This is a genomic window from Longimicrobium sp. (assembly GCA_036377595.1).
Classification (GTDB): domain Bacteria; phylum Gemmatimonadota; class Gemmatimonadetes; order Longimicrobiales; family Longimicrobiaceae; genus Longimicrobium.
Genome location: DASUYB010000094.1, coordinates 109,227 through 126,604, shown reverse-complemented (window position 1 = coordinate 126,604; position 17,378 = coordinate 109,227). Strand labels below are relative to the sequence as shown.

Sequence of the window (17,378 nt, the reverse complement as noted above, 5' to 3'; positions counted from 1 at the left end):
GCCGTGGCGCCTGAGGAATCTGTGGCCGGCTCCCGAGCCACAGGCCGTCTGTTGCTCGGACGCATGCCACAGATTCCTCGGGCGCCGCTTGGCATCAGCGCGATTGGAGGTTCGGAGCAGCGGCGCCGCTCGGAATGACATCTGATCGGAATGCACAATCAATTGCGGCAGCCGGTATGAAACGATGGAGGCACTGGAGATCGGGATCTCCAGTGCCTCCTGCTTTTTCGCAGCGACTCGCCGCCGTGGGATCAGGGGCGGAGATCGTCCTCGCAGCGCGGCACGGGGCCGGAGCGCAGCCCCTCGCCGGTGAGCGGGGGAAGGCCGGGGCGTTCGAGCAGCACGATGCGATACGTCTCCCCTGCGGGGCGGCGGCAGGGACGCCAGCGCGCCTCCCACTCGTACCCGCGGCCGCCGAGCCGGCGGACGCCGCGCACCTCCAGCTCGTTGTCGTCGTCCCACGTCACCGTCCGCCACTCGCCGCCGTCCTGCCGCTCGACCGCCAGCACCGGCGCGTCGGCGGGGATCAGGCGGCCGGGGCGGACGTCGTTCCAGCGCACCACCAGCGTATCCCCCCGCCAGCGGTACTCGCGGAACGCGCGGGTGATGCGCGATTCGGTCGGGCCGCCCGAGTCGGGGAAGCTCTCCAGCCCCTCCCCGCGGAACGCGGTGAGCGGCGTCACGCGCCCCGGCGGCGCGCCGGTCGACGACGGCCGCAGCGTGGCCGCCAGCCGCGACAGCGCGTCCTGGAAGAACCACGACTCCCACGGCCCGAATTCCGTCGCGCCGCCCTCGTAGTACTGGAAGCGGTACTCCTCGGGGGTGGTGATGTACTGGATGTAGCCGTTGGTCACCGCCATCACCGCCACGCTGTCGGGCTGCATCCCCGCGTGCCACGCCATCGCGGCGCGGATGCGCGCGCCCACGGTCGTCGTCGGCTCGGCGGGAAGGGTGCCGATCACCAGGCCGCCGATGCGCACGGCGCTCACCTGGGCCACCTCGGGAAGCCCGTGCGGCCCCGCCACGATCCCCTGCAAAAGCCCCAGCCGCCCCAGCGCGAGCCGCTTCTGCCGGTGGCAGGTGAGGCCCCGGTACGCGGTGTCGTGGTCCATCGCGAACCCCGGCGGCACGAAGCCCAGCAGCCGCCACCCGTACAGCCGCGACCGCCCGTCCTCCGCGCCGCCGGCGAAGCCCGTCCCCACGCGCGGCTCGGGGCACAGGTCGCCCGTCTCCGTGCTGCGCACCAGCGGCAGCGTGGCGAACGCGCGCTCGATCCGCAGCCCGCGCGTGAGCTCCGCGTCGAGGCTGTCCATGTGCGCGCCCAGCCGGTCGAACTGCCGCACCGCCTTCGCCGCCAGCGTGCGGCCGAGGGTGTCGGCCAGGCGCTTTCCGTGACGCAGGCAGCGGTCGAACGCGGTGTCGGCGACCGGCACCCAGTAGTCCGGCTGCGGTGGCGTGCGCGGGCCCGACAGCCGTCGCGCGCGCCCGATCTCCGGCGTGGGGCAGCGGCTTTCGTCGGTGAACACCGGCGACACGTCGCCCTCGGCGCCGTTGCCGAAGAGGTGCACGCCCCAGCGCCGCATCGCCTCGCCGCGGCCGGCCAGCTCGTCGACGTGGGCCTCCACCGCGCGTGAGACGATCCCGTGCACGTCGGGGTCGAACAGCTCGTTGGCGCCGGGGATGGCCGTGCCGTGGATGGCGAAGATGCTGAAGGCGCCGCGCGGCACCCACTTCCCGTCGCGCATCACGTCCACGCGCAGCATCCGCCACGCGGGGTCGACGCCCGCCTGCAGCGAGTCGAGCCCCGCCGGCGGATGGGGATACCGCCACGGCGGCGAGTTGCTGCGGAACGCGCTGTCGCTGCGGATGCGCGTCTGTCCCCACACCGTGTCCACCGCCCACGCGGCGCGCGCCGGGCGCAGCGAATCCGCCGCCATCCGCACCGCCAGGGCGATGCGGGCGATCAGGAAATCCGTCAGCCGCGCGTCGTAGCCGCCACGGGTGGACGCGAACGCGTCGATCCCCGGCACGCCGAAGAAGTTGCCGGGCCCGCTGTGCGTGTGCGTGCCCGAGAGCAGCAGCCGGTCCGCGCCGATGGCCACGGGGGTGTCGCGGGTGAGCGCGGCCACGCGGCGGTGGAGGAGGACGGACGCCATCCCCAGGTCCAGCCCCACGATGGCCAGCCGCTCGCCGCGCCGGTCCTCGAGCACCATCGCCCGCGCGTACAGGCGGCCGCGGTAGCCGTGGGCCGCCTTTCCTTCCGTCCCGTAGCCGACCATCGCCGGCCCCGGCGGCGGGGTGATGTCCACGCGCGCGAACCCCGCGTGCAGCCCGCCCGTGTCGCGCGCCACCGGCTCGGGCGACTGCGCGGTGGGCAGCTGGATCGCCCGCGGGACGCATCCCCACGCGGCGGCGGTGGCGGCCACGATCAGCCAGCGGGCGGTGCGCATCTCACTTCGCCTTTCTGGGCGTGCCGATCACGTACGAAACGCCGAATTCGCCCCACGTCCGGTGGTCGCTCTCGCGCCCCGGCGCCAGCTGCCGCGCGGCCTCGTCGAAGCTGCGCTGGTGACGCACGCCGATGTGCGCGGTGGTCCGATTCACGGGGATGAGCAGCGTGGCCCCGAGCATCAGGTGCGTCGGCCCTGTATCCGCGAAGCGCACGGGACGCGCGTCGTCCGGGGCGTTGAGACTGAAGCCCGCGGTGGCGCCCACCAGCAGCGACGGCGGCCCGCTGGGAAGGGGGATGAGGGAGAACGAGTGGCTGGCCTCGACCTCGGCGTACGCGGGGTGATCGCCCTCCAGCCCCACGTATGCCGCGCCGCGCAGGTCTATGGGGATGGGGAGCGAGTCCGGCCAGATCTGGAGATAGGCTTCCGTCGCCGGCGCGTTGTCCGCGAAGACGTAGCGGACGACGCCCAGGCTCACGTCCGTACGTGCGACGTGGCGGGTGTACTGGGCCCACAGGTCCAGCTCGCCCGGCCCCCACTCGTCCGGCGGCCGCAGCGTGAGCGTCCCTGGCGACGCCTTCCGCATCTCCACCGCGCTCCACGCGCCGGCGGAGAGGACGTTCGCGCCGGCATCCAGCCGCACGAACGCGGCGGGGGTGAGCACCAGGCGCTCCGACCGCGTCACCCCGCGCCAGACGTAACTCGGCGCATATCCCAGGTCGCCGCCGATGGACAGCCGCGGCTGCGCAGCCGCCGGCGACGGGATCGCCATCACAGCGGCGGCGAGCAGCGCGAGGGATGCGGTGAGGCGGGGCGAAAAACCGGCGGGCATGGATGGTAGCCTGGTGGATTGGCTTGGATCTCCGACCTGCGGATCGGGGCCGTTCAGAGTGATGGCGGACGGGGATGAAACGCGATTCGGATTTCCAGATCACCATGTACGGAGATGATGATCTCCGTGCCTGCATAGTGCCGGAGCGCTCGCCTGCGCTGCAAGCTTTTCGAGATTGGATGGCTGCGCGATGGGAGATTGCACGCGGCGCCGGTTGTCGCCTTCGTGCGGGCCGGGTGATGACAGGATTTAGCGAGCGTCGTCAGCCTGCGATGATTTCATCTGAGTTTCGTCGCGATGCGTGAGATCGAGGCGAAAGCCCCACACATGCTCGGCGCCGTCGGGGTGGAAGTCGTGCTCGGGCGCGCGGACGAACCCCATGCGCTCGTACATCCGGAGCGCCGCCCGCATGCTCTGCGAGGTGTGCAGCCCCAGCTCCGTGGCGCCGCCGGCACGCGCGCGGCGCACGCATTCGTCCACCAGCGCCTGCCCCACCCCCATCCCCCGCGCGTCGGGCGAGACCGCGAGCAGCCGCAGCTCGGGCCAGGGCGCGGCGTTCGCGGCGCCGCCGTACGCGTCCGTTTCCGGGGGATACAGCATCACGCTGCCGACGAGCTTCCCGTCGTGCTCCGCCACGATCCGCTCGGCCGCCGCGTCCTCGTCCAGCGCGCGGTGGATCGCGCCCTCCAGCCCGGCCCAGGCGGACGGCGCCATCACCCTTGCGTACTCGGCGTAGGCGCGCAGCGTCAGCTCGCGGACGGCGTCACGGTCCTCCTCGCGCGCGTCGCGGATCACCACCCCATCCGCCATCACGACAGGCGCGCGCGGTCGTGCGGCGCCGTCCAGTCCACCAGCGGCCCCAGCGGCACGATGCGCGAGGGGTTCAGCCGGTCGTGCGTCATGTAGTAGTGCCGCTTGATGTGGTCGAAGTTCACCGTCTCGCCGAAGCCGGAGCGCTGGAACAGGTCGCGCGCGTAGCCCCACAGGTTGGGGAAGTCGACCAGCCGCCGCAGGTTGCACTTGAAGTGGCCCACGTACACCGCGTCGAACCGCGCCAGCGTGGTGAACAGCCGGACGTCCGCCTCCGTCAGCTGCCCGCCGACGAGGTAGCGCCGGCCCGCCAACCGCTCCTCCAGCCAGTCCAGCCTCGCGAACAGCGCCCGCACCGCCTCCTCGTAGCGCTCCTGCGACGCGGCGAAGCCGGCCCGGTACACGCCGTTGTTCACGTCCTGGTACACGACCTCGTTCACCGCGTCGATCTCCCCGCGCAGGTGCGGCGGATACAGGTCCGGCGCGCCGGGGCGGTGGAAGGCGGTGAACTGCGTCTCGAAGTCGATCGTGATGTCGGGATAGTTGTTCGTCACCAGCCGCCCCGTCACCCGGTCCCAGATGCAGGGGACGGTGAAGCGGCCGGTGTACGACGGGTCGGTGCGGAGATACACCTCGGAGAGGAACCGGAAGCCGCAGACGGGATCGGGCCCGTGGCCGTCGCCCTCGCGGAATGCCCACCCCCGCTCGTCGCGGATCGGGTCGACCACGGACATCGAGACCACGTCCTCGAGCCCCAGCAGCTTGCGGACGATGATGGCCCGGTGCGCCCACGGGCAGGCGAGCGAGACGTAGAGATGGTATCGCCCCGCCTCCGCCGGGAACCCCGACGACCCGTCGGCGGTGATGCGGCCGCGGATCGTGTACCGCTGCCGCACGAACGCCCCGTCCGCCCCCGTCTCCGCCGGAAACTGCGCCGTGCTCATCGCCTCACCCTCTCCCCCGCAAAAGCACTCGATTCGTGGTCATCGAAGGGTGATCGCAACCTGCCTGCCGCGCTGCAGGCAATCAGTGTCCCGCGCCGAAACGGGATCTCCACGCGGTGAAGTCGCCGACGAGAAGGCCGTAGCGATGAAGGCTGCCCTCGTGCAGCCCCAGCAGCAGCGCAAGCGCCCGCTCGGCGAACGCGTCCACGTCGTCGGCCGGAACACCTCGCCTCTCCGCCCAGCCGCGCAGGAGCTCCAGTCGCGGCGGCGCACCGGCGAGGACCGTCTCGCGGACGGCCTCGGCCAGTTCCCCGCGATAGCGGAGCCGCAGCGGATCCGGCTCTCCCACCGCGTCGCGGACGACGCGGTACTGCGCGCACGAGCGCTCGTACGCCCAGACGAACACGTCGCGGAGGAGGTCGACCCGGGTCAGCTCGTAGACCGCCAGCATGGCCTCGATGTAGGCGTGCCCGGGCACGTCGATGAACGACAGCGGGCAGAGGTTGGCCTTGATCAGCGGGAGGTTCGCGCCCAGGCGCGAGGTGCGCTTGTTGACGTCCGCGAAAGGCTGCAGGTAGGGCAGGTGCACCATCACGAAGAACGCCTGTTCGAACGGATCGGGAATGGCGTCGGCCTTCGCGAGGAGCAGCCGGAACAGGTCCTCCACGGCTTGGGGGATGGCCAGCGGGTGATACGTGGTGCCCGCGATCTCCACGATGCGGGTGCGCAGCCGCCCCTCGTCCGCCGGGTCGCCGAGCAGATTCTCGGAGAGCGCCGCGTGCAGGTTCTGAAAGGTGAAGAGGTTGAATCCGACCCGCTCCGCCTGGTCCACGAGAAGCTCGATGGCCGCCTTGTGGTTCAGGATCATCTGCGCCTCGGCGATCTCCCTGCCTTCGGCGCGCTGGCCGAACTCCAGCAGGTTGAGCGTATCGAGCCGCGTGTAGGTGTTCCCCTCCAGGCGGCTGGAGGCCCACGAGAGGTCCACCAGCAGCCGGCCGAAGATCTCGCGCGCGTAGGTCCCTGCCGGCCGCTCGCCATCCGGTGTTCGCCCGATCTGGTGAAGGTGCTCCCGGAGCTGTTTCGGTAGATACCAGGTTTTCCTGGGACGGTAGGCCTCGATGAACGCCGTCTGATAGCCGACCGGCCTGCGCTCGGCCAGCGGGCGGCGGACGAGCGCCCGCAGCCGCGCGCCCTCCCGCGACAGGGGAACGTAACCTTCCTCCGGCGGCGGAGCCTCGAGCACCAGCCCCGGGCCTGGGACGTAGGTCGTTCGCGTGCCCTCACCCTGGATTCGTACGCGATCCTGATCGATCAGCCGGCGCAGGCGCCGCAACAGCGTCCGGTAGCCGATGGTGCGGCCGAACGTCTCGGCGAAGGCCGCCTCCAGCTCCGGCCTCCGGATGCCGTCCGGCTTCCGCGCGATGAGTGTCTCGATCGCGATCAGCTCGTCTTCCGAGGGAGGGGATCGGTCGCGCATGGACAGCATCTCCGCTTCCGTGACAACCAGCCCTGCCTCGTGACAGGGAGACCGTGCCTCTTGACAGAATCTGACGATAACTCTGAATGAGTGTCAAGAGATGTGTACGTACTGGGCGGGATAGGCTTGGATTGATTCGATCTTGATTGTGGAGAAAGGATTTTCCTAGAGGCTCAAGGCGTGGCGAGTGAGCAAACGCAACTTGGACTCTGCCGCTGGTCGCGTGACACCCATGTGTTGTCGTGACAGGTATGACCGCCTTATTGACAGATTCTGAGCATCATCCGATTTGGTGTCACAAGACCCGGACAGTTGGTTTGCATTCCGGATGCGTTCATCAGGATTTGTCTTCCAACGCAGCGGCGGCGCCCGTTCGCCGGGCGCCGCCGTGATCCCCATCGTCGAGGAAGAACCTGTTGTCAGCCGAACGGGGTGTCTCGCCGTTACGCCTCGCGGATGGCGCCGGCGAGGATCCCGACCGCGCGGTAGCACTTGTGGCAGTACAGCGCGGCGGCGTACTCGCCCTCGGGCTCGGTCACCGAGGCGAACCCGTTCGGATCGATCTGCGGCTCGATGAAGGCCAGGACCTCGATGTTCCCGGGGCCGCACAGCGGGCACGGCACGTCCGACGGGTCCTTGCGATAGGCCATCAGCAGCTCCAGGGCCTCGGCATCGGTGAAGGGTCCCTTCGGCTGCGGCAGCGTCTCCGATAGAGCGTTGGCGACGCGGTTGGTCATGGTCCATCCTCCTTCGGCTGGTCACCGTTCGACGGGGAGAGTCTCGGTCTCTCGGTCGTTGTCCAGCGATCAGAAGCAACCCGCGTGCCACTCCGGAAGTCCTAAGTTGTTTTGCTCCAACCGTTTATCTCATCATGACGAGGGCGGGGCCGAAGCCCCGCCGCCCGCCCCGCCTTCCGCCCGTCCCCGATTGTCGCGCTGATACGTGCGCGGCATGCGTAAAACGTGCCACGTACAGGCGTCGCAGTTCGCCTCCACGCCGTCAGTTTCCGCCCGCGGCGGACGCCGGCGCGCCCGGCCGCAGCGTGCGCTCGAACAGCTCCAGGATGCGGCGGTACTCGTCGGCCCACGACTCGGGGCGGGTGAAGGCGTGGTCCTCCACCGGGTACACGGCCAGCTCCCAGTTCGTCTTCCCCAGCTCGATCAGCCGCTGGCTGAGCTGCACGACGTCCTGGAAGTTGACGTTGGTGTCCACCATCCCGTGCAGCATCAGCAGGTCGCCCTTCAGCCCCTCGGCGAAGTAGATGGGCGACGAGCGGCGATAGGCGGTCGAGTCGTCCTGCGGCAGGTTCAGGATGCGGCTGGTGTAGCCATGGTTGTAGTTGGCCCAGTTGGTGACGGAGCGCAGCGCCGCGCCCGAGCGGAAGACGTCGGGCTGGGTGAACAGCGCCATCAGCGTCATGAACCCGCCGTACGAGCCGCCGTACATCCCGATCCGCTTCGCGTCCACCCCCTCGTTCGCCACCAGCCAGCGCGCGGCGTCCACGTGGTCGTCGAGGTCCTTGCCGCCCATGTGGCGATAGATCCCCGTGCGCCACGCCGCGCCGTACCCCGCCGAGCCGCGGTAGTCCACGTCCAGCACGGTGTAGCCGCGCGAGGCCAGCAGGTGGTTGAACATGTACTCGCGGAAATACGTCGACCAGCCGCGATGCGCGTCCTGCAGGTAGCCGGCGCCATGGACGAAGAGGATGGCGGCGCCGTTCGCCCGCGCGCCCAGCTCGCGCGGGCGGAAGATGCGCGCGTACGCCGTCTGCCCGTCGCGCGTGGGGATCTCCACGATCTGCGGCTTGATCCACGGTCCCGTGCGGTACTCCGCCGTCGTCGAGCGCGTCACCTGCCGCGCCTGCGCGCCTGCGCGGTTCGCCGCGAGATACAGCTCCGGCGGCGCGTCCGCGGTCGAGCGCAGCAGGGCGACCCACCGCCCGTCCGGCGACACCTGCGCGTCGGTCCACCCGTCCATGGTGGAGATGCGGGTGCGCGGGCCGCCGTCGGCGGAGACGGCGTACAGGTTCTGCTCGCCGGGATGGGTCTCGCTGGTGGAGATGAAGAAGGTGCGCCCGTCGCGCGAGGGCTGCACGGCGCGCACCTCCCAGCGTCCCGACGTCACCGCGCGCGCCTCGCCGCCGGTGGCCGCGACGGTGTAGAGGTGCGCCCAGCCGGTGCGCTCGCTCACGAACCAGGCGCGCTCGTCCGGGAGCCATCCGGCGGAAAAGAAGACGGGCCCGCCCACCCACGCGTCGTCGTGCCCGTGGTCCACCGTCACCGTCTTCCCGTCCGGCCCGGCGACGTAGATCCACCGGTCCTTGAAGTCGGCGGGGACGCCGATCACCAGCGCGCGGTCGGAGCGCGGCGACCAGCCGACGGTGTTGAGGGTGAGCCGGCGCTCCTTCGCCTCGGGCTCGATCCAGCTCATCCGCCCCGTGGCCAGGTCGATCACCGCGGCGCGCTGCTGGTTCTGGACGTCGCCCACCTTGCCGCGCGCGTTGATGTTCTCGGTGTAGCCGCTCTCGGTGACGAAGTTGGGGACAATCACCTGCTTCTCGCCCTCCACCCGCTGGCCCACGCCGAGGAGGAGGTAGCGGCCGGACGGCGAGACCTCGGCGGAGTTGAGGGTCGCGTTCTTCCCCAGGTACACGGGGGGCGCCACGCGGCGGAGCGAATCGACCTCCTGCCCGTGCAGCCGCTCCGCGCGCCGGTCGCGCACGGCGCCCATCAGCTCGCGCTGCTGGCTCTCCAGGAAGCCGCGCTGCCCCTTCGCGCTGTCCTGCTTCGGCGCGTCCTCCAGGCGCAGGTCGGTGAGCTGGCGCAGCGTGCCGCCGCCGTCGACCTCCACCGCGTAGACGTTGTTGCTGGCCACGAAGTACACCGTGCGCCCGTCCGGCGAGAGATGCGCCCACCGCTCGCGCCCCGGCGTCTGGGTGATGCGGTGGACGCGGCCGTCCAGGTCGGCCACGAAGACGTCGCCGCTGCGCTCCTCGGCGCGGCGGGTGCGCGTCGCGTTCCAGCGCCCGTTTTCCGCCGGCGCGGCCCAGAACGCGGCGGTGTCGGCGACGACGACCGGCGCGCCGCCCTCCGCGGAGACGCGGTAGAGGTGCGTGGCGGTGTCGCGCGCCTCGGGCTCGCGCCAGCGGTACCACACGGTGCGCGAGTCGGCGGACCAGCGCACCTCGTCGGGCGAGCGGCCCACCAGCAGCGGCCCGCGCATGATGTTGCGGACGCTGAGGTCGAACGTGGAGGTGGCCGGCCGCGCCGGTGCGGTGGCCTGCGCCCGAGCGCTCGCGGCGAGGGCGAGCGCAGCCAGCGCCGCGCCCAGGCTTCTGGACGGAGTCATGGGGACTGCGGGATCGGGTGGATGACGCGGAAAGCTCGCGCGCAACATAGGGAACGGGTGGCGCGGATACAACGCGCGGAGGCTCACCGTTCGTCCCAAATCGGCGGGGATCGGCCCCGCCGCGCGCGGGAATGCTTGCCGCGCGGCGCGCCGGGCTGTATCTAGCGCGTTGTAGTCTGCCCTGTCCCTCGCGGCGCTTCCGCGGCCGTACGCTCCACCCGTCTCATCCCACGTCCCCATGAGCAACTATCCGCCTCCCCCGCCCAACACCCCGCCGCCGGGCGGGAATTATCCGCCGCCCCCACCGCCACCTCCCTTCGGCGGCGGCGGCGGGACTCCGCCTCCTCCCCCGCCTCCGCCGGGTGGCGGGGGTGGCGGCTACACGGGAGGGACGTGGCCGGGCGGCCCCGGGCCGGGTAGCCCGGGCTCCGGCGGCCCCGGCGCGGGCGGGCCGGGGCCCGGGGGCTACACCGGCGGTCCGTACACGGGTGGGCCGCCGCCCCCGGGCGGCGGGCCGGAGAGGCCGTACGGCGGCGGCTATGCGGGCGGTCCCCCGCAGCCGCCGGCGAAGAGCAACAAGATGCCGATCATCCTGGGCTGCGGCGGGTGCGGCCTGCTGGTGGTGCTGGCGCTGGTGGCGTTCTTCCTGATCGGCGCGCTGGGCAAGAAGCGCGGCGGCTCGTCGGGCGGCGACACCACCTCCGTCTCCGCCGCCGACATGGAGGGGACGGCGCAGTTCGCCAGCTCGCCGGACGGGCTGAACGACACGCTGAGCCCGCACTATCTCCCCTTCTCGTTCCGCTATCCCGACGACTGGCGGGTGGTGGAGAGCGGCACCGATCCGGGCGACCGAAACTTCGTGAAGGTGGAGAAGCAGGAGAACGACGTCACCCAGGAGAACTTCGCGGTCGGCTACATGTACGCGCCGGCCGGCCGCGAGAACGACCCCGAGGTGCTGCGGCAGCTGACCACGCAGTTCGAGCAGCAGTTCGCGTCGCAGTTCCCCAACTTCCGCCGGGTGAGCGACGACCGCGTGACCATCGGCGGGCACGAGGCCACGGGCTTCCGCTTCACCGCGCGCCAGAACAACGTCGACATCTTCGGGCGCTTCCTGGTGCTGCCGGTGGGCGAGGGGAAGGGGCTGTCGATCATCATGCTGGGCACGCCCGTGGGCAGCGGCCTCAGCAGCGTGGAAGACCTCGGCGAGAAGGGCGGGCTGCCGGTGATCCTGCGCACCTTCCGTGTGGGCGACGAGGCCGCGCGCGCGACCGCCGACCAGACGTCGAGCGAGACGCCGGCCTCCGATACCACGCCGTCGTCCGGCACGTCGGACTCGGACGAGGGGAAGCCCAGCGACAAGCCCTCGAGCGACGACCAGACGCCGCCCTCCGGCGAGGACACGCTCCCGGAGATCCGCCGCATCGAGCCGATCAATCGCTGAGCCGTCTCGGGAGACGTGAATCGACGAAGCCTCTCGCCAGTTCCCGGCGGGAGGCTTCGTCGTTTCATCGAATCCTGCAACAGATTGAGCTCACGCAGAGTTAGCAGAGTCAGCAGAGAGAACGGCTGCAGCTCTCCTGCTGACTCTGCTGACTTTGCGTGAGAAATATCATCTCATGCCTGTGCCGGGACGGGATGCTGCGCGAGCGAGCGCTTCCACTCGAACCACCCCATCGTCGCCAGCACGAGGAAGACGGAGTAGAGGAAGACGGTGGGATACAGCCCCTTGTAGATGTACATGGCGATGGAGCCCACGTCGACGGCCACCCAGATGGCCCAGTTCTCCAGCACCTTCCTGGTCATCAGGTACTGCGCGATCAGACTCGCGACCGTGAGCGTGGAGTCCGCCCACGGCACCGCCGCGTCCGTGTGCGTGGCCAGGAGATGCGAGAGCCCCGCCGCCGCCATGATCCCGATCGCCGCCAAGATCGCCGCGTTGCGCGGGGTGATGCGGGTGACGTGCAGCTCCGTGTGGTTGGCGCCGCCGTACAGCCAGTTCCACCAGCCGTAGAACGAGATCCCCAGGAAGTACACCTGCAGGCCCATGTCCGCGTACAGCTTGGCGTTGAAGAAGATGTAGATGTACAGCGAGACGTTCACGATGGCGGTGGGCCAGCTCCAGATCTTCTCGCGGACGCTCAGGTACACGCTCACGATCCCGAACACGACCGCGATCCACTCGATCCAGCTGTTGCCGAACGCGGCCTTGAGGAAGTCGAGCGCGCTCATGCGGCCGCCGCCTCCGCGCCGCCCGCCCATTCGCGCCACCCGCCCGGCAGGTCCGCCGCCTCGTCCACGTCCGTCAGCGTCTCCAGCATCGCGGCAGTGACGCCGGCGGCGCGCAGCCTCGCCAGCGTCGCGTCCAGCACGGCCGGCGTGCTCCACGGCACGCCGTCGAAGATCCCCTGAATCATCTCCCGCATCCCCAGCAGGTAGTAGCCCCCGTCGCGTGCCGGCCCGACGACGGCGGGATGCTCGTCGAGCAGCGCGAAGGCGCGGCGCAGCGTGTCGCGCGAGAGGTCGGGCAGGTCGGAGCCGATGATCACCACGCGGCCGAAACCCGCCGCGAACGCGGCCTCGAACGCGCTCCGCATCCGCGCGCCGAGATCACCGGCCGCCTGGGGCAGGTACGCGGCGTCGCCGCCAAGCCACGCGCGCACCGCCTCGCCCGCGTCCGCGGGGGTGAAGTGGACGCGCACCCGCGCCTCGTCGCCCAGCGCGCGCGCCTCCGCGACGGCGTGCTCCGCCAGCCGGCGGTAGACGCGCAGCGCCGCCTCCGCGCCGATCTCCGCCGCGAGGCGCGTCTTCACCCGCCCCACGACGGGCGCGCGCACGAAGATCAGGACTGCGCTGGGGATGGAACCCTCCTTCTACAGACAGAGCCGGGCGGCGAGCGCATCCTCGATCCGGCTCAGGGTGACGAGATCAACGGATGCAGGGAGGATACGCTCGATCTGACCCTTGAGCCACCGGTCCCGGTCCCGGCTGCGGGTCCACCGTTCGCTGAACGTGATCAGTCGCGCCGTATCGATCACCGGCCGTACCCATCCGCGCGGAAGCCCAGTCGACCACGAGGCTGGCTCGGGCACGACATCCCATGGCTCTGGAGTGAAGCTGTCCGGATCGGCTCCGACCGGGATCAGATCCCGGAGATCGAGTATCGGTACGAGCAGCTGCCACCGCCGCTGGGCGGAGTATTCGTGCTGCGTGAGCACGACGCCATGCCCGAACTCGAACGCCTCCTTCACTTCGCGGCTCAGCACGGCCAGGTGTCCGCGCACGCTCGGGGACCCAGGAGCCCCGAGCCCCGATCTCAATCCCAGCGCTTTCGCCGTCACCGCGCAAACGGAGTGGAGCGACGAAGCATAGCACGCGTCGGATCGATCGAGGAGTGAAGCGTCCTGGAACAGCAGGCGGACCGGGGTGACGAAGCAGCCTTGCTGCCCGGGATAGCGGAGCTTGCGGCTGCACTCGGCGATCTCGTGCGCCGGCGCGCCATACCCGATCTCCTCGGACAGCTTCGTGGTCATGTGCGCCAGCGTGCCCAGCTCCGCCGGGCGGCAGCGGTGGAGCAGGAGGTGGGGCCTGCGCTTGGGGTCGTCGCCGAAGCGCGCCTCCGGAGGCAGGCCGAACACGTGCCCCGCGGGTCGATCGTCTCCCTGTTCGAAGTTCATGAAGATCCTCCGGGTGAGGGCGTTGTGGAGGGCACCGGATACAAAAAAGCCGGGGTCCCGAAAGACCCCGGCTGCGCTATCATCCGCCGGAACGCGGTCAGCTGCGTATGGCCCGCCGACGCGCCTGGTATGCGCGGCTGGCCTGGGCGGCCGCCTCCTGCGCGGCGTAGAAGGACTGCGCTTCGCTCTCGGCCTCGGCGCGGGCGGCGGAACTGGGCCTGGAGGTCACCAGGCCACGCCGCACACGGTCGGCGCCCGGGCGCTTTCGTTCGATTCGGATCATGAGCCACCTCTCCGGCACGAATGAGTGAGCGCCAAACGTACAAAACTGTCGCGGTTTCGTCAAGGCTTCCGTCTACATAGTTGACGCAACGTCAGTTACGTCCGCAGCCGCTTCAGCCGCAGCATGGCGGCGATGCCGGCGGCGGGGCCGAGCGCGAGGAGGCCGAAGGCGAGCGGCCATCCGCCCGCGTCGCGCAGGTGCGGGACGGCGGCGATGGTGGCGGAGGTGAGGAGGAAGCCGAGCGCCGTCTGCAGCGTCAGCGCGGTGCCCACGGCGTGCTCGGGCGCGACCTCCGTCACCACCGCGCTGAACTGCGCGGAATCGGCTACCACCGAGAATCCCCACACCAGCGCGACGGCGACGGCCAGCGCGACGGGGGCGCGCAGGAGCCATCCCATCGCCAGCGCGCAGGCGCCGCTCACCGCCATCGCCTGGATGGTGACGCGCTCGCGGCCCAGCCGGTCGGCCCATCGCCCCGCCAGCACCGATCCCGCCCCGCCCGCCGCGATCACCGAGAAGCCGACGAGCCCCGCGCGCGCCGTGGCCTGCGCCGCGCCCGCGCCGCGCGCGGCGAAGAGGTCGTGGAAGAAGAGGGAGACGTACGTCCACATCGCGTACAGCTCCCACATGTGGCCCAGGTACCCGCTCACCGTCAGCCGCGTCTCGCGGTGCCGCGCCACCTCGCCGATGCGCGACCAGGCGAAGCGGCGGCGCGGGAAGGGATACGGCCCGTCGCGGTACGCGGCCGCGACGAGCAGCGCCGCCGCCACGGCGCCGGCGGACGCGGCGGCGACCACCGTCTGCCATCCCAGGGACGGGAAGGCGCGGAGGAGGTACGGCGTCGCCTTCCCCACCGTCAGCGCGCCCACGACGGTGCCGATGGCCAGCCCGCGCGCGGAGCGGAACCAGGTGGCCACCATCTTCATCGCCGGGGGATAGACGCCCGCGAGGAAGAAGCCGGTCGCGAAGCGCGCCGCCAGCGCCGGCTCGTAGCCGCGGCAGGCGATCAGCGCGAGGTTGGCCGCCGCCGCCAGCAGCGCCGAGCCGGCGAAGTAGCCGCGGCTGGGAAGGACGTCGGCCAGGTTGAGAAGCGCCGCCGCGGCCGTCCCCGCCACGAAGCCGAGCTGCACCGCGCCGGTGAGCCATCCCGCCTGCGACTCCGTGAGCCCCCACAGCCCGCGCAGCTGCGGCGATACCGCGCTGGCCGTGAACCAGAGCGACATCCCCAGCAGCTCGGCGGCGGCCAGGAGCGCCAGCGTCCGCCAGCGGTGCGGCGCGTCGTCAGCTGACGCCGGGCTCGCCATCGTCCGTCATCATCGGGAGATGAAGACAAAACGACGGGGCGGCGCCGCGCGCGGGCCGCCCCGTCACCGTCTGATCGCGATCTCCGCCCATCACACCGGCGAGGCCATGAACCACACCCACGCCAGCAGCGGCAGCACCGCGGCCAGCTGCACCGTGGTCCACGTCACCGCGCGGCGCGTGTCGCGGCGGCGGAAGGCCCGCCAGGCGGCGACGGTGCAGATCAGGGGCACCACGGGGTAGATCCAGAGCGCCCAGAGGAGCGGCCCGGGGAGCAGGATCTCCGGGTTCGCGGGGCCGGATGCGACGAAGGAGAAGCCGGCCACGACGGCCCAGGCGGCCAGCGAGGCGAGCGCCAGGACCTGCGTGAGGAGCATCCACAGCGCGGGCGCGGTGCGCGAGGGGTGTTCAGCGGCGACGGTGTTCACGGGATAGGGGCGGGGCGAGGGGTGGACCGCGGGTGCCGTAACGTTGACGACGCTCGCACGCGCGCGCAAGGCGTCTCGCGTCCGCGCGAGGCACCGGGCTTGCGAACCGGCCCGCGCGGCGTAGAGTGGGGCGGCTGTCCGTCCCCCGTCCCGAATCCCCGAAGAGCGGCCTCGATGCCCCACGCGAACGCGATCGACCTTCCCATCGACGAGCTGGCGGCGCGGCTCGACCCCGCGCGGCTGGAGCGCGACGTGGTGCTGGCGCCCTATACGACGTTCAGGATCGGCGGCCCGGCGGACCTGCTGTACCGCGCCCGCACGCCCGACGAGCTGGCGAGCGCGGTGCTGGCCGCGCGCGAGCTCGATCTCCCGTTCTTCCTCCTCGGCCTGGGCGCCAACATCCTGGTCGGCGACGGCGGCTTCCGCGGGCTGGTGATCCGCAACGAGGTGGAGGGGATCGCGTGGGAAGACGAGGTGCGCGTGCGCGCCGGCTCCGGCGCGAAGACCTATCCCGACCTGATCCAGGCCACGGTCGGCCGGGGGCTGGGGGGGCTGCACCACTACGTCGGCATCCCCAGCACGGTGGGCGGCGCGATCTGGCAGAACCTGCACTTCCTCTCGCCGCCGCCCGGGCGCGAGCGGACCATGTTCGTCGAGGAGGTGGTGGAGAGCGCGCGGATCCTCACGGAGGTGGGGGAGATCCGCGAGGTGGGGCACGACTACTTCCAGTTCGGCTACGACTTCAGCGTGCTGCACGTGCGCCGCGACGTGGTGCTCGACGTCACCTTCCGCCTGGAGCCGGCGGACGAACGCGAGCTGCGCGCCATCATCCGCGAGAACCTGCAGTGGCGCGACGACCGCCACCCCGACCTGTGGCTCTATCCGAGCGCCGGCTCGATCTTCCAGAAGCTCGAGGGGATCGGCGCCGGGCGATTGATCGACCAGTGCGGGCTGAAGGGGCACGTGCACGAGAGCGGCCGCGCGGGGATCTTCCATCGCCACGCCAACATCATCGTCAACTACGGCGGCGCCACGGCGCGCGACGTCCGCGAGCTGATCGAGCTCGCCCAGGCCACGGTGCGGCGGGAGCTGGGCCACGAGCTGAAGCCGGAGATCGGCTTCATCGGCGAGTTCTGACCGTGCGCCGAGATCTCCGCGCCTCCATGTGAGGGGATCGCGGATCTCAGGAGTGCACGCCGGTCTGATCGACAGGGGAAGAAAGACGCGCCGCCCGGGCAGGGGAGCCCGGGCGGCGCGTTTCGTGGTGAGCCCGCGCGACTTACGCCTCGACGCGCTCGACGTTCTCGGCGGCCGGGCCCTTGGCGCTGTCGACCAGGTCGAAGGCCACGCGGTCGCCCTCGGCCAGGGTGCGGAAGCCCTTGCCCTTGATGGCCGAGTAGTGGACGAAGCAGTCCTTGCCGCCGTCCTCGGGGGTGATGAACCCGAACCCCTTGGCGTCGTTGAACCACTTCACGGTGCCGGTGCTGCGCATGCGGTGCTCCCAGATGATGCTGTGCGGCGTGGGACCCATTCTGCCCCCCACGCATGGGCATTCTCTCGCGCCCCGGCGCGCGGGGCGAAAACGGTCAGGCGGCCAGCGGGGCCATTGCCTGGTGAGCTGTCGGGGAGTGCGTCGGAATCCCGATCGGGCCGGAGATACGGGTCAGGCTGCGCGCGGAGGCCGCCCTGCGGGGTGCAAGCTCGGTTGTCACGCGGGAAGTGCCGAAAAAGTAAGTGGGGATACGAAAGCCGTCAAGCTTTTCGCATCCACCCCACCCGCAAGTTGCCGCAGGTGCACGGTTCCGTCCCTCTCGCGGGAGATGGGACGGC

General features: G+C 71.0%; 16 protein-coding genes. 2 read left to right on the top strand and 14 right to left on the bottom strand.

Features of this window, described 5'->3' with window-relative positions:
• Positions 1 to 251: 251 nt before the first annotated feature.
• From VF092_15230 to VF092_15200, 7 genes are all read right to left on the bottom strand, one after another.
• The gene (locus tag VF092_15230) at positions 252 to 2,450 is read right to left on the bottom strand and encodes a neutral/alkaline non-lysosomal ceramidase N-terminal domain-containing protein (GenBank protein ID HEX6748649.1); all 2,199 of its coding nucleotides are present in this window, start codon (positions 2,448 to 2,450) and stop codon (positions 252 to 254) included.
• Between the two features lies 1 nt (position 2,451).
• Complete coding sequence (locus VF092_15225) at positions 2,452 to 3,282, bottom strand: hypothetical protein (GenBank protein ID HEX6748648.1); 831 nt, start codon at positions 3,280 to 3,282, stop codon at positions 2,452 to 2,454.
• Between the two features lie 249 nt (positions 3,283 to 3,531).
• Entirely contained in the window at positions 3,532 to 4,077 is a 546-nt protein-coding gene (locus VF092_15220) for a GNAT family N-acetyltransferase (GenBank protein ID HEX6748647.1), read from the bottom strand.
• 14 nt (positions 4,078 to 4,091) lie between these two features.
• Positions 4,092 to 5,036, bottom strand: coding sequence for a glutathione S-transferase family protein (locus VF092_15215; protein HEX6748646.1), 945 nt, complete (start codon positions 5,034 to 5,036; stop codon positions 4,092 to 4,094).
• Positions 5,037 to 5,118: 82 nt separating this feature from the next.
• On the bottom strand, positions 5,119 to 6,513 hold the full coding sequence (locus tag VF092_15210; GenBank protein HEX6748645.1) for a Fic family protein: 1,395 nt from the start codon (positions 6,511 to 6,513) through the stop codon (positions 5,119 to 5,121).
• 443 nt (positions 6,514 to 6,956) lie between these two features.
• Positions 6,957 to 7,250, bottom strand: a complete 294-nt coding sequence (locus VF092_15205) for a hypothetical protein (GenBank protein ID HEX6748644.1) — start codon at positions 7,248 to 7,250, stop codon at positions 6,957 to 6,959.
• Positions 7,251 to 7,512: 262 nt separating this feature from the next.
• Entirely contained in the window at positions 7,513 to 9,861 is a 2,349-nt protein-coding gene (locus VF092_15200) for a prolyl oligopeptidase family serine peptidase (GenBank protein HEX6748643.1), read from the bottom strand.
• A gap of 238 nt (positions 9,862 to 10,099) precedes the next feature.
• On the opposite strand from VF092_15200, the gene VF092_15195 reads away from it, so the two are divergent.
• On the top strand, positions 10,100 to 11,302 hold the full coding sequence (locus VF092_15195; protein ID HEX6748642.1) for a hypothetical protein: 1,203 nt from the start codon (positions 10,100 to 10,102) through the stop codon (positions 11,300 to 11,302).
• A gap of 173 nt (positions 11,303 to 11,475) precedes the next feature.
• Here the strand turns inward: VF092_15195 and pnuC are convergent, their stop codons facing one another.
• The 6 genes from pnuC to VF092_15165 form a co-directional block, all read right to left on the bottom strand.
• Positions 11,476 to 12,090 (bottom strand): nicotinamide riboside transporter PnuC, encoded by a 615-nt coding sequence (gene pnuC / locus VF092_15190; GenBank protein ID HEX6748641.1) that lies wholly within the window; start codon positions 12,088 to 12,090, stop codon positions 11,476 to 11,478.
• Positions 12,087 to 12,695 carry a TIGR04282 family arsenosugar biosynthesis glycosyltransferase gene (locus tag VF092_15185; GenBank protein HEX6748640.1) on the bottom strand — a complete coding sequence of 203 codons (609 nt, stop codon included), beginning with the start codon at positions 12,693 to 12,695 and terminating at the stop codon, positions 12,087 to 12,089. The genes pnuC and VF092_15185 overlap by 4 nt, the downstream gene beginning before the upstream one ends.
• Before the next feature lie 36 nt (positions 12,696 to 12,731).
• Positions 12,732 to 13,535: a hypothetical protein gene (locus tag VF092_15180; protein ID HEX6748639.1), complete on the bottom strand. Its 804-nt coding sequence runs from the start codon at positions 13,533 to 13,535 to the stop codon at positions 12,732 to 12,734.
• A 97-nt stretch (positions 13,536 to 13,632) separates the two neighbouring features.
• Positions 13,633 to 13,818 (bottom strand): hypothetical protein, encoded by a 186-nt coding sequence (locus tag VF092_15175; protein HEX6748638.1) that lies wholly within the window; start codon positions 13,816 to 13,818, stop codon positions 13,633 to 13,635.
• Positions 13,819 to 13,913: 95 nt separating this feature from the next.
• Positions 13,914 to 15,122: an MFS transporter gene (locus VF092_15170; protein ID HEX6748637.1), complete on the bottom strand. Its 1,209-nt coding sequence runs from the start codon at positions 15,120 to 15,122 to the stop codon at positions 13,914 to 13,916.
• 90 nt (positions 15,123 to 15,212) lie between these two features.
• The gene (locus VF092_15165) at positions 15,213 to 15,617 is read right to left on the bottom strand and encodes a hypothetical protein (GenBank protein ID HEX6748636.1); all 405 of its coding nucleotides are present in this window, start codon (positions 15,615 to 15,617) and stop codon (positions 15,213 to 15,215) included.
• 105 nt (positions 15,618 to 15,722) lie between these two features.
• Between VF092_15165 and murB the strand changes: the two genes are divergently transcribed.
• Complete coding sequence (gene murB, locus VF092_15160) at positions 15,723 to 16,685, top strand: UDP-N-acetylmuramate dehydrogenase (protein ID HEX6748635.1); 963 nt, start codon at positions 15,723 to 15,725, stop codon at positions 16,683 to 16,685.
• Between the two features lie 142 nt (positions 16,686 to 16,827).
• Here the strand turns inward: murB and VF092_15155 are convergent, their stop codons facing one another.
• Entirely contained in the window at positions 16,828 to 17,040 is a 213-nt protein-coding gene (locus tag VF092_15155; GenBank protein HEX6748634.1) for a cold-shock protein, read from the bottom strand.
• Between the last annotated feature and the right edge of the window lie 338 nt (positions 17,041 to 17,378).

Excerpts from the sequence above, each read along its gene's own strand:
- VF092_15230 (HEX6748649.1), bottom strand. The coding sequence starts at position 2,450 with ATGCGCACCGCCCGCTGGCTGATCGTGGCCGCCACCGCCGCCGCGTGG.
- VF092_15225 (HEX6748648.1), bottom strand. The coding sequence starts at position 3,282 with ATGCCCGCCGGTTTTTCGCCCCGCCTCACCGCATCCCTCGCGCTGCTC.
- VF092_15215 (HEX6748646.1), bottom strand. The coding sequence starts at position 5,036 with ATGAGCACGGCGCAGTTTCCGGCGGAGACGGGGGCGGACGGGGCGTTC.
- VF092_15210 (HEX6748645.1), bottom strand. The coding sequence starts at position 6,513 with ATGCGCGACCGATCCCCTCCCTCGGAAGACGAGCTGATCGCGATCGAG.
- VF092_15205 (HEX6748644.1), bottom strand. The coding sequence starts at position 7,250 with ATGACCAACCGCGTCGCCAACGCTCTATCGGAGACGCTGCCGCAGCCG.
- VF092_15200 (HEX6748643.1), bottom strand. The coding sequence starts at position 9,861 with ATGACTCCGTCCAGAAGCCTGGGCGCGGCGCTGGCTGCGCTCGCCCTC.
- VF092_15195 (HEX6748642.1), top strand. The coding sequence starts at position 10,100 with ATGAGCAACTATCCGCCTCCCCCGCCCAACACCCCGCCGCCGGGCGGG.
- pnuC (HEX6748641.1), bottom strand. The coding sequence starts at position 12,090 with ATGAGCGCGCTCGACTTCCTCAAGGCCGCGTTCGGCAACAGCTGGATC.
- VF092_15180 (HEX6748639.1), bottom strand. The coding sequence starts at position 13,535 with ATGAACTTCGAACAGGGAGACGATCGACCCGCGGGGCACGTGTTCGGC.
- VF092_15175 (HEX6748638.1), bottom strand. The coding sequence starts at position 13,818 with ATGATCCGAATCGAACGAAAGCGCCCGGGCGCCGACCGTGTGCGGCGT.
- VF092_15170 (HEX6748637.1), bottom strand. The coding sequence starts at position 15,122 with ATGGCGAGCCCGGCGTCAGCTGACGACGCGCCGCACCGCTGGCGGACG.
- murB (HEX6748635.1), top strand. The coding sequence starts at position 15,723 with ATGCCCCACGCGAACGCGATCGACCTTCCCATCGACGAGCTGGCGGCG.
- VF092_15155 (HEX6748634.1), bottom strand. The coding sequence starts at position 17,040 with ATGCGCAGCACCGGCACCGTGAAGTGGTTCAACGACGCCAAGGGGTTC.